Origin of the sequence: Burkholderia sp. L27(2015) (assembly GCF_009765705.1) — a bacterium.
In the GTDB taxonomy this organism is placed as follows: domain Bacteria; phylum Pseudomonadota; class Gammaproteobacteria; order Burkholderiales; family Burkholderiaceae; genus LMUX01.
In genome coordinates this window covers 961,775-972,984 of the sequence record NZ_LMUX01000016.1, presented here as the reverse complement: position 1 = coordinate 972,984, position 11,210 = coordinate 961,775, and the positions used below count along the sequence as shown (strand labels likewise).

Annotated in this window: 11 protein-coding genes; 6 read left to right on the top strand and 5 right to left on the bottom strand. The window is 60.4% G+C overall.

All coding sequences use genetic code 11. The annotated features are described in order from the left end of the window. Positions 1-2,348 (bottom strand): type II secretion system secretin GspD (gene gspD, locus GSQ77_RS12320; protein ID WP_158902365.1); only part of this gene is annotated, 2,348 nt, incomplete at its 3' end. A 414-nt stretch (positions 2,349-2,762) separates the two neighbouring features. On the opposite strand from gspD, the gene GSQ77_RS12315 reads away from it, so the two are divergent. Further along, positions 2,763-3,251, top strand: a complete 489-nt coding sequence (locus tag GSQ77_RS12315; RefSeq protein WP_158902363.1) for a lytic transglycosylase domain-containing protein — start codon at positions 2,763-2,765, stop codon at positions 3,249-3,251. Positions 3,252-3,301: 50 nt separating this feature from the next. On the opposite strand, the gene GSQ77_RS12310 is transcribed toward GSQ77_RS12315, so the two are convergent. After that, positions 3,302-3,769: a hypothetical protein gene (locus GSQ77_RS12310; protein WP_158902361.1), complete on the bottom strand. Its 468-nt coding sequence runs from the start codon at positions 3,767-3,769 to the stop codon at positions 3,302-3,304. Between the two features lie 241 nt (positions 3,770-4,010). On the opposite strand from GSQ77_RS12310, the gene GSQ77_RS12305 reads away from it, so the two are divergent. The 3 genes from GSQ77_RS12305 (at position 4,011) to GSQ77_RS12295 (ending at position 6,409) form a co-directional block, all read left to right on the top strand. Continuing rightward, positions 4,011-4,274 carry a DUF4148 domain-containing protein gene (locus GSQ77_RS12305; protein WP_158902359.1) on the top strand — a complete coding sequence of 88 codons (264 nt, stop codon included), beginning with the start codon at positions 4,011-4,013 and terminating at the stop codon, positions 4,272-4,274. Between the two features lie 267 nt (positions 4,275-4,541). Next, positions 4,542-5,576 (top strand): M14 family zinc carboxypeptidase, encoded by a 1,035-nt coding sequence (locus GSQ77_RS12300; RefSeq protein WP_158902357.1) that lies wholly within the window; start codon positions 4,542-4,544, stop codon positions 5,574-5,576. Then, entirely contained in the window at positions 5,573-6,409 is an 837-nt protein-coding gene (locus GSQ77_RS12295) for an alpha/beta fold hydrolase (protein ID WP_158902355.1), read from the top strand. The genes GSQ77_RS12300 and GSQ77_RS12295 overlap by 4 nt, the downstream gene beginning before the upstream one ends. On the opposite strand, the gene GSQ77_RS12290 is transcribed toward GSQ77_RS12295, so the two are convergent. From GSQ77_RS12290 to GSQ77_RS12280, 3 genes are all read right to left on the bottom strand, one after another. Further along, positions 6,336-7,040 (bottom strand): glutathione binding-like protein, encoded by a 705-nt coding sequence (locus GSQ77_RS12290; RefSeq protein ID WP_158902353.1) that lies wholly within the window; start codon positions 7,038-7,040, stop codon positions 6,336-6,338. The genes GSQ77_RS12295 and GSQ77_RS12290 overlap by 74 nt on opposite strands. A 170-nt stretch (positions 7,041-7,210) precedes the next feature. Further along, positions 7,211-8,095 (bottom strand): hypothetical protein, encoded by an 885-nt coding sequence (locus GSQ77_RS12285; RefSeq protein ID WP_158902351.1) that lies wholly within the window; start codon positions 8,093-8,095, stop codon positions 7,211-7,213. A 168-nt stretch (positions 8,096-8,263) separates the two neighbouring features. Further along, on the bottom strand, positions 8,264-8,878 hold the full coding sequence (locus tag GSQ77_RS12280; RefSeq protein WP_158902349.1) for a hypothetical protein: 615 nt from the start codon (positions 8,876-8,878) through the stop codon (positions 8,264-8,266). A gap of 283 nt (positions 8,879-9,161) precedes the next feature. Here GSQ77_RS12280 and GSQ77_RS12275 point away from each other — a divergent pair, with 283 nt between their 5' ends. Together GSQ77_RS12275 and GSQ77_RS12270 are read left to right on the top strand one after the other, a co-directional pair. Then, positions 9,162-10,217 carry a HoxN/HupN/NixA family nickel/cobalt transporter gene (locus tag GSQ77_RS12275; RefSeq protein ID WP_158902347.1) on the top strand — a complete coding sequence of 352 codons (1,056 nt, stop codon included), beginning with the start codon at positions 9,162-9,164 and terminating at the stop codon, positions 10,215-10,217. Positions 10,218-10,319: 102 nt separating this feature from the next. Next, the gene (locus tag GSQ77_RS12270; protein WP_158902345.1) at positions 10,320-11,180 is read left to right on the top strand and encodes a PhzF family phenazine biosynthesis protein; all 861 of its coding nucleotides are present in this window, start codon (positions 10,320-10,322) and stop codon (positions 11,178-11,180) included. Positions 11,181-11,210 lie beyond the last annotated feature (30 nt).

Here is an 11,210-nt window from a genome sequence, read left to right as displayed (position 1 = left end):
CCCGCCGAGTTGGAACCCGACGCGTTCGAACCCGCTGCATTCGAATCCACTGCGCCAACACCTGAACCCGGTGCGCGGCCCCCGTCGGTCGATATCAACGAGCCCACACCGTGAGCCGGCGCATCCGCCCCAACTGCGGGCGGCACGCCGGGGAAATTCAAATCGCGCACGTTGCGATTGTCGGAAACGTAGCTATTGGTTTCGGCCCGAATCGCATCGTAGCGGTTCATCGAAATATCGCTCGTGGTCTGGTTGTCACGCAAGATCACGGGACGCAGGAAGACCATCAGATCGGTCTTGTTACGGTCTTTATTCTCGGTGCGAAACAAGCTGCCAATCACAGGCAGGTTGCCCAGGAACGGCACTTTGCTGTTGCCGTTGTCATACTCGTCCTGCATCAAGCCGCCGAGCACGATGATCTGACCGTCGTTGGCCAGCACGAGCGACTGGACCGAACGTTTGTTGATGGTCGGGCCCGACGTCGCACTGGCCGTGCTGGCCACCACGCTCGAGCTTTCCTGGTAGATCTGCAGCTTGATGATGCCGCCCTCGGTAATCTGCGGGCGTACATGCAAGGTAATGCCGACGTCTTCGCGATCGAAGGTCTGGAACGGCGTGACCGACGATGACGAGCCGGTCTGCGAATAGGAACCGGTGACGATAGGCACGTTCTGGCCTACCACGACCTTGGCGTCTTCGTTATCGAGCGTAATCACACTGGGCGTCGACAGGATGTTGACGTCGCTGTTGCTTTCCAGCGCCTGCAGCAACGCGCCCAGGCCCACGGCATTACCGAATTTGTGAATCAGGCCCACGTTCAAGCCGTTATTGAGCAGCGTCGCCGAGCTGGCCAGCGCACTGGCCGCGCTGCCATTGGCCGCAGCCGCATTACCGATCGCGGTCAGGTTGACGATGCCCTGGCTGGTGGTGGTAGCGAAGTTGCTGCCCGCAAACAAAGCGGTGTTGGTCGCCGAGCCGATCAAGCCCTGCCACTGCACCCCGAGCTGCTCGGCCTTGGAGCGCGTCAGCTCGACAATCAGCGATTCGATATAAACCTGGGCGCGCCGCACATCGAGCTGGTCGATGACCGCGCGCAGGTTGGCATAAACCGGTTCGGACGCGGTGATCACCAGCGAATTGGTGGCGGGATCCGCCTGGATTTGCGCCACGATACTGCTGGCGTTGCCACCTGAGCCGCCCGAGATACCGCCACTATCGGCGCCGCCGCCCGATCCGCCGCCGCTGGCGCCACCACCCCCACCACCCCCACCACCCCCGCCGCCCCCGCCGCCCTGCCCGCTGTAACCGCTGGGCAACGGCGCAGCCAAGCTGTTGCCGCCGGAACCGCTGCTGGAACTGCCGCCCGAACCACCGCCGGAGCTGCTGTCGCTCTTGTTGAAGTCGCTTTTGGCGCTGCTGTTGCTATCGCTGCCGCTGGACTGACCCAGCATGCCGCGCAGCGTCTTGGCCAATTCCGTCGCATCGGCTTGCCGCAGTTGCACGACATGCATGTTGCCGGGCTCGCGGGTCGCGACGTCGAGCTTGGCTATCAGCGCTTCGGCTTCGCGCAGGCGGGACTCGCTCGAGGCGCGCAGCAACAAGGAATTCGTGCGGGTATCCGCTTGCACCGTGACCTTGAGCGTCGTGTCCGTTTCGCCGAGCGTGGTCGGATCGAGCAGCTTTTGCAGCAGCGAGGCGAGATCGAGAACATTGGCGTGCTTCAGTTGCACGATGTCGCTGTTCTGCGTCGACGCACCGTCCACGCCGGCGATGATGGCGGCGATGCGTTTGACGTTATCCGCATAGTCGGTCACCACCAGCGTGTTGTTGCCTGGGTAGGCGGCGATCGCGTTGTTGGGCGAAACGAGCGGGCGCAGCACACCCAGCAGGTTGTTCGCCGATTCATGGTGCAGCTGGAATACCTGGGTGATGACTTGATCGCCGCTGACCACCGGGCTGTTGCCGACATAGGTCGGCACACCTTGCAACTTCGCGTCGGTCTCGGGCACGACCTTCATCACGCCATGGTCTTGCAGCAACGCAAAACCTTGCATGCGCAGCGCGGACTCCAGCGTCTTGATGGCTTTCTCGTCGGCCATCGGTTGATCGGCGACCAGGTTGAGCTGACCTTTGACGCGCGGGTCGACGATGATGGTCTGCCCCGTGGCTTGCCCGATTGCTTTGGCAACCTGATCGATGTCGGCATTGACGAAGTTCAACGTCACCTGCGCGTGGGCGAGTTGCACTGTCGCCAGCGTCACGAGCAACAGGCTGCAAAACAGGCCGCGGAACAGACGACAAAACAAGCTGCAAAACGTACGACGTACAACGAGGCTGGATAGAGTCATGAACAGAGGCAAAGTGCCGATAAATATGCAAGACCCGCGCAAGACCCGCGCAAGACCGATCCGGTTATCGACGACCAGGAGGACAGCAAATTGTCCACGCGGCGAAGGGACGGTGAAGGGACCGAATCGTATCAGTGCTCTGTGACAGAAATATAACTAGGGACGCGATAGGTCCAGATCGAACCTACGCGGTCGGCGAGCAGATAGCGCAGCCGTCAATCCGCCTAACAAAAAGGGCAACGACTGTAATGTTGCCAAATGTTTTTGTAAGCATTGCATGGCATGAGTGTCACATAGCAACGCTACTGTGACCGGCACTTGGCACTATCGTCCGTACGATCGTCCGCTGTCGGGCCAACCGGGCAGACCCGCCAGACCGACCGAACTGACGGCTCGCTCACGAGAGAGAATTCCATGCTGCGTCACGTCGTTGCCTACACCCTGTTGCTGCTGGCGCTGTGCTGCCGCAGCGCGGTGGCGGCCGACTGCTACGAGGACGCGGCGGTCTACCAGCATGTCAATCCGCTGATTCTCCACGCGATCGCATGGCAGGAATCGCACAATCACGCTGCCGCCATCCACGCCAACGCCAACGGCACAATCGACGTCGGCTCGCTGCAGATCAACTCGATTCATTTCGCCAGATTGGCGGGATACGGCATACGGCCGGCCGCCTTGTACGATGAATGCGTGAACGTCTATGTCGCCGCGTGGCTGTTGAAACAGAAAATGATCAAATACGGCAACACTTGGCAGGCGGTCGGCGCCTACCATTCGGAAACGCCGGACAAACGCGACAGCTATGCGCATGCGATTGAAACGATCCTGGTGAGATGGGGCAAGCTCGATCGGGTTATCGAACCCCCGACCGCGATCGGGTCATCGCCGCCCCGCCGCGACTAGATCCGGATAGTCCCGGATACACCTGGATAGGCCCGAGCGCTAGAGGGGGGCTAACAACCGCCCGTGCGCGAACCACGACCGTGCAGCACATCGAAAATGGGATCGCTTTCGCGCTCCGCCGCTGAAGCGATCGACTCGGAGTTATAGCGTGCGCCTACGGCCAGCGTGACTTCCCTCAAATCCTGGGGCAAGACGTCCCAGTCCGACGGGTATAGCTGCCCTAGCGCGGGATTGATTGGTTGGTCGAGATAGCCCATGCCCATTCCGTAATTCCTTTCGAGCCGGCGTGCAGTCCGGTCGCCAAATGCTGCGTTGGGTTTGAGCTGACGCAAGTCGCTGCTGCCGCGGAATGCCACGTCGTGGTCTTTGAGCCAACGCAGCAAATTGGCGCGCCGCAACTCCGCGCTGACCTTGCAAGCCCTCGTGGTAGTGAGGCTCCCAGTACTGAGGCTCGCAGCACTCACACTCGCAGGTTTCGCGCGGTCGCTTTCTTCGCTTTTTCGGTGATGGGCACGCATTGCAAGCACTCGTTTTGTAAGTACTCGTTCCAACCATGAGGGAAGCTGGCCCCATGGGAATTTACGTAAGCCAGGATGTTGCAAAATAAATCCCAGATTAAGTAGACCAGCGTACAGCCAAAAAAATCCCGAAAAGTTATTTTCCTTGGTTGGTACGCGGGTCGCGCTTCGGACGCCCCCGCGCATGTCAGGCGCGCGCCTTGCTGCATAGGCTCGGGCCGTCACCAATCGGAGCTCGAAAATGACCCGCAATCACCTTATCGCTATCAGGGCTATACCCGTCGCCATGTTAAGCACGTTACTGATTTGTCCCCCGACGTATGCACAGACCGGCAGTGGCACAACCAGCACTACCACCCGCGCAGAGCAAAAACAAGAGCTCAAGACCCTCGAACAAAACGGCTATCACCCGGGCGGAGATGACACGCAATACCCGACCGACATTCAACGCGCGGAAAAGAAGGCGCAAGGACAACCGGTTTCGCGCAATCCAAACCTTCCATAAGCTCACGGCTTACTGCGCGATGTGACAGTTTTGTGGCAATCCGTTTTATAAGGTCGGTTCGTGGGCCGACTCGTGGGTCGGCTCGCATAGTTAGCGGGTTGTTTTCTCAGGGATTTTCTTATGTTCCGAAGCAAACATCCGCTATATACTCATTTTCCAATTCGCGGACGAATTGAAGCGGTCTAATCGAACCGAGGCGAACCGAGGCGAACCGAGATGGCCCCTCGCCGCTGCTCGCGCAACCTGTGACAAAAAAAAGGCGCAGCCATGAGCCCGTTACGCGCTGGCCCGGACAGCTTCGCAGAATTCGACGAACTCGAGGCCATACTGACCGCGGGCGGCGACCGGTTCGAACAGCGCACGGTTTGCAACGTACGGGCCGGCACGCGATCATTCCCCGTCTTGACAGCAACCATAGGATCGAGCGACCCCAACGCGCCGGCCATCGGCTTTTTCGGCGGCGTCCATGGGCTCGAGCGCATCGGAACGCAGTTGATCCTCGACTACATGCGTGCCCTGCTGCGACGTCTCGAATGGGACACATTGCTACATGACCAGTTGCGCATGGTACGTCTGGTCTTCATGCCTATCGTGAACCCCGGCGGGATGTGGGCGGGAACCCGCTCGAACCCGAATGGCGTCGACCTCATGCGCAACGCACCGCAAAATGCCGAAGGCCGCGTGCCGTTTCTCGCCGGCGGTCAACGCATCGGTCCGTGGTTGCCGTGGTACCGCGGGGCGAGATACGGTTCGATGGAAGTTGAGAGTGCCGCTTTGCTGGAGGTCGTGAAGCAGGAACTGCTGACGCGACCGCTTAGTTTCGCGCTCGACTGCCATTCCGGTTACGGCTGGGGCGACAGCATCTGGTTTCCCTATGCGCGAACCGACCAGCAGATGGCGCATCTTCCTGAAATGTTTCTGCTCAAGACCATGTTCGAACAGGGCTATCCGCACCACGCTTATGTATTCGAGCCGCAAAGCCATCAATACCTGCTTCACGGCGACTTGTGGGACTGCGCCTACGATCAGACGCACGCATCCAACATCTTCCTGCCGATGACATTGGAATTGGGCTCCTGGCTCTGGATCAAAAAGAATCCGCGCCAACTGTTCTCGCGCCTCGGCCTGTTCAATCCGACCAAACCCCACCGTACGGAGCGCGTCTTGCGCCGACATGCCAATTTCCTCGATTTCCTGACCCGCGCGGCCTTTGCATCGCACCGATGGCTACCGCAGGGCGAGCTGCGCCTGCAGTTGTTGCAGCGCGCGCGGGAACACTGGCAACGCAAGCCTCTGCGATGAGCGCGTGGATACTGCTGCGCGGCCTCACGCGGGAAGCGCGTCATTGGGGCGTCTTTCCGGAACAGTTTAGTCTGGGGGTCGGTGCGGCCATAGGTGCCACCGCCGGCAGCAGCGTGACCCTGCTCGAGCTCCCCGGGAACGGTAGGGAAAGAGGCGTGCAAGCGCCGCTCAGTGTGCCCGAGATGATGACGCTGGTTCGCTCGCGTGCAGCCGAGTTAGGTATTCCCGGGCCTTATCGCTTGCTCGCGATGTCGCTGGGCGGCATGGTCGCCACCGTGTGGGCGCAACGGCATCCGCAAGAGATAGAACGGCTGGTTCTCATCAACACCAGCATGCGCCCGTTCTGCAATCTGACGCAGCGCATGCGGCCCGCAGCCTGGCCGGTCGTGGGTCGTGTCGCGCTGGCGTGGACCAATCCGCAAGACTGCGAGCGGCGCCTGCACGATCTCACCTGCAACCGGCGCGACACCGTCGCTGACGATATCGCGGCATGGATGGAAATTCGCCGCACCGCAGGCGTCAGCGCAGCGAACGGTCTGCGGCAACTCTGGGCGGCGGCTCGATTTCAGGCAGAGCGCGAAGCGCCGCGCTGCCCTACGCTATTGCTGTCGTCTGCGGCGGATCGCCTGGTCGACCCTGCCTGCTCTGCCCGCATCGCGACGCAGTGGCACGCTGCGCATGTCGAGCACCCGTGGGCCGGCCACGACTTGCCGCACGATGATCCACAGTGGACGACCGAAACGATAGTCAATTGGCTGCTCAATTCCTCTTCGGACTATCGACCCCTTTCACCACCGCCGGCCGTGCAACAAACGCATCGAGAGCACGTGTGACATTCGGGAAGCTAGCCATCCCCACCAGCTCATTGGCTTCGTAAAAGCCGGTCAACGTGCGCACCCAGGGAAACGTGGCGATATCGGCAATGGTATAGGCATCGCCCATGATCCAGGTACGCGTGGCCAGCCGCCCCTCTAGCACCGCAAGCAGACGCTTCGCTTCAGCCACGTAGCGATCTCGCGGACGCTTGTCCGGAAACTCCTTGCCGGCGAATTTATGGAAAAAGCCGAGCTGCCCGAACATGGGGCCGATGCCGCCCATCTGGAACATCAGCCACTGGATCGTCTCGTAGCGGCCAGCGGCATCCTGCGGGATGAACTTTCCGGTCTTATCGGCGAGATAAATCAGGATCGCCCCCGATTCGAACAGGGCGAGCGGTCGGCCATCGGGACCATTGGGATCGAGGATCGCAGGGATCTTGTTGTTGGGATTGAGCGTGAGAAACTCTGGCGACATCTGGTCGTTGGTGTCGAATCTGACCAGATGGGGCTCGTAAGGCAGGCCCGTCTCTTCGAGCATGACCGAAGCCTTGATGCCGTTGGGCGTAGTCAAAGAATAGAGCTGAATCCGATCGGGATGCTGGGCGGGCCACTTCTTGGTGATGGCGAAAGCGGAAAGGTCGTTCATGTCGGGTCCTGTAGGATAGCGCGAAGACGATAAGGCCTCTGCGGGCCGGCTTTAGCCAAGCGGGTGCGGATCGATGCCGCCCGAATGCCGCTCATATCGAAACGCCTCTACTTTAACCGCCCTTCAATCCGCGCGCTCACCCCGCGCAATTCGCTTAGCAAACGCCCCAGTCAGTCGAGGCTCGCATGCAGCCGGTCCTTGACCCGAATCGTCCGCTCGCGATCGGAAAATTCACAGGGCCGCGCACCACGCACGCTTTGCCAAATGACGACAGCCTCTTCATCCAAAGGTCCATACCCGATCTCGCCGCGCTCGTAGGGGTAAGCGCCGGCAAACCAGCGTGTCACGGCACGCGAAGTATCAAACACATGACCACAGACTGGATTGTCGTAGACGATAAAGAAATGTTCGAGCTCGCCCGCGGCTATACCCGCTTCCAGCGTTTTGAGTAGCGCCGCCATGAGCGGCGTGCCGAACGGGTTGTATAGGAACACCACCAGCTTGCCCACCGGCAACGAGGGCTCGCTGATGTTCGCCTTGAGCGCGCGGATCGGTGTGCGCTCGGGGTAACGTCGCGCCATGACCGCCGCGTTCTCATTGGCGATACGAACCAGTTCGGCGCTGATGTCGTAACCGACAATCGCATCGAAGTCGAATTCCGTTGCAACGATCAACGCGCGCCCCTTGCCGCAGCCGATATCGACGAAGGTGTAGCCGTTCGTCTCGCCCAGCGTTTGCATCGCGCGGCGCACGATGCTAGGTTGCGAACCCATGTAGGGGTTGAGTTCGCTGGCCAAGGCTGCGTCGGGCTGTAGTTGGTCGGCATCGACGAAGCCGCTCGTTTCGGTGCCGTGCATCAGATCGATCGGATGTCGACGAAAGCACCCTGAATACACGCCTCGCAATATGGGGATATGAATGGCGACCCGTCGAACGCGGGGCACGAACAAGACACGCTGCACACTCTCGGGAAGGTGGGCGACCAGGGCGATCAATGGTCGCTTTACCCCACGCTTGAGCCGCGTACGCGCGCTGACTGACGTCTTTATCGCCATGTATGGGGGCCCGTCGCAAGTGGTGCCGTCGCAAGTGCTGATGAGGCAGTGATACAGCAGAGCTCCCATCATGAGCGCACTTAGCACGACTGGATCGCCAAAGCTTCGGTGTTGTGCGACAACGCCTCGAAATGAGCACGGGGAATGAGCGCGCTTCGAGGCCGGGCATTACATCGGCGGAGCAACGCCATCCTTCTCCACCAGGATGCGCTGCGTGGTGAACGTGCCGCCCGCGGCCGGCGTCGCCGTAACGATCACTTTCTTGCCTGGCGTCAGATCCGCCCGATCCGCCGAGATAAACGCCACCACCGGCACATTGGCGGGCACGGTTATCGTATTGCTGCCACCTTTATACGAGAGCGTGAGTTCGCGCCCGTTCGAGGATTGCACCACCGAATCGACATTCGCATTCGTCATTGTGCTGTTGGGGCCCAGATCGAAAGCGCGATGCCCTTCGCCGGTGCCACGGGCCGACTCGGCAAACACGTGCACTTCGGTCGCCGTCATCTTGCCGTCCTGGCCGGTGATTGCCGCCGTGCCGATGAACGAACCCGGCTTGATATCCGAGAGCTTGATATTCTTGACCGCGCCCAACTGCACATTAGGTGCAAGCGCCACCGACACGGTGTCGCCGCTGTTGCGGTGAACCATCATCGTATCGCCGTTCAGCGACACGATGTTGCCGCGCAGCCGGACAACCTGGGCGGCCGGGGCCTGGGCCAGTGCCGCGCCTGAAAACGCAAGAGCGGCGACTACGACGCTAAATTTCGTACGATAGGACATGAGGGTTCCGTAAGGTGGTTGAAGGGGAAAACGGGCCCACCGGTACCGCGCGAGCCGCTCAATCAGTATGCCCAAAAACTCAACAGTGGTGTTGACGCCCCATTTTGCGGGTATGGCCGGGCGGTGGCCGCGACCGTGCCCATCCAGTGCGTCTGCTGTAGGGTGTCTCTGCGTTCCTCTCTGCGTTCCACGCGCGAGTGCTTCAATAAAAAATATTTTGATTGCGCCAGGTCGAAAGCGGCTTGCCTGTAAGCTATCGCTTCTTACAGTGCCAGGAAAGCTCATGCGCCATTTAGTGCAAGCGTTATTCAACGACGCGTCCGCCGACGTCAAAGGCAAGATTATCGGGATGTACGCGCTACTACTCGTATTCAATCTCGTGGCTTGGGGATGGGCATTCATCGCATTCAGACACTTTCCGCTGCTGATGGGCACGGCTTTTCTCGCTTACAGCTTCGGCCTGCGGCATGCTGTCGACGCCGATCATATCGCCGCCATCGACAACGTGACGCGCAAACTGATGCAAGACGGCAAGCGCCCTGTCGCAGTCGGCTTCATGTTTTCGCTAGGGCACTCCACGGTGGTGATCCTGGCCTGCGTCGCGATTGCCGCCACCGCGCTGGCGCTTAAAGATCAACTCGATTCGGTTAAGGAAGTCGGGGGCGTGATCGGCACGCTGGTGTCCGCATTCTTTTTGCTGATCATCGCGCTGATCAATCTGGCCGTCTTGCGCTCGGTCTACAAGGCATTCAAGCGTGTGCGCGACGGTCACCCGTATGTTGAAGAAGACTTCAATCTGTTGCTTGCCAACCGGGGTCTTCTGGCGCGGATTTTCCGTCCGATGTTCAGGATCATTACGCGCAGTTGGCATATGTATCCGTTGGGCGTGCTGTTCGGCCTCGGCTTCGATACCGCGACCGAGATCGGTCTGCTTGGCATTTCCGCGGCACAGGCTTCAAGTGGGATGTCGATCTGGTCGATCCTGATTTTCCCTGCGCTGTTTACCGCCGGCATGTCGCTGATCGACACGACCGATAGCATCCTGATGCTCGGCGCCTACGGTTGGGCGTTCATCAAACCGATACGCAAGCTCTACTACAACATGACGATTACTTTTGTGTCGGTGCTTGTTGCGCTGCTGGTGGGGAGTATCGAGGCGCTCGGGCTGCTGGCGGATCAAATGCATCTGACCGGGCGATTCTGGAATGCCATGGGGAGCCTGAATGATAACTTCGGCACCATCGGCTTTTTCATCATCGGTGTGTTCGTCCTGAGCTGGGTCTTGTCGCTGGCCTTCTATAAATGGCGCCGTTTCGACGATCTGGAACTCAAGCCTTGAAAATCAGGGGCGATCTATAATCGTCGGGAAGCAATACGATGAGCGGCACGATGGCCCTGCCCCCACCCCACATCAGCGACGATAAAGGACGACAAAGCGACCATGACGACTTACGCCTTCCGGCTACTCAACGTCTTTGCGCAATCCACTTTCGGCGGCAATCCGCTGTGCGTGTTTGAAGACGCTCGCGGCATGGACGATGCCACCATGCAGGCACTCGCGCTGCAGTTCAACCTCTCCGAAACCACTTTCATCCTGCCATCCCAACGCGCCCATGCGCGTGTGCGCATCTTTACCCCCGGCTATGAGATGCCGTTTGCCGGCCATCCCACGCTGGGTACGGCGCATGTGGTGCGCGATCTCGCGCACACGGGCGACGCGCTGAAGCTCGAATTCAAGGCCGGGGTCGTGCCCGTTTTCGCTCAGGGCGACGTGTGGACTTTTACCGCGCCGTCGGCGGGCGGCCCCAAGACCAAGCCCGAAACCCTGGCTGATGCCGAGGTTGCGTCGCTGCTGGGCTTGAGCGAGCAGGACTTGCTCACCTCACCGTTATGGGTGGACACAGGCGCCGATCAGTTGCTGGTGGCACTGCGCAGCACGGACGCTGTTCGTCGAGCGCGGCCCGACAGCGCGCGCCTCGATGCCTGGCCTCAGAGCAGCCTCGCACGCAAGACGGCTTATGTGTTTGCGTTTGATGGCGAGCGGCCGGGACGTATATTGTCACGCTACTTTTTCACGACGCAAGGTGCAGGCGTCGCCGAAGACCCGGGTACGGGCTCGGCGTGCGCCAACCTGGGCGGCTGGCTTATCGCAAACGGCTATTCGCTGCCGGCCGAGTATGAGATCGATCAAGGGGAAGCCGTGAACCGCCCTTGCCGGCTCCGGCTCTCGGTGACGGCCGACGGCGCCATCCACGTGGGTGGCAAGGTTGTCGAGATCGGGCGAGGAACGGTTACGCTGTAGACAATCGCGACGCTCGCTAAGTCATCCCTC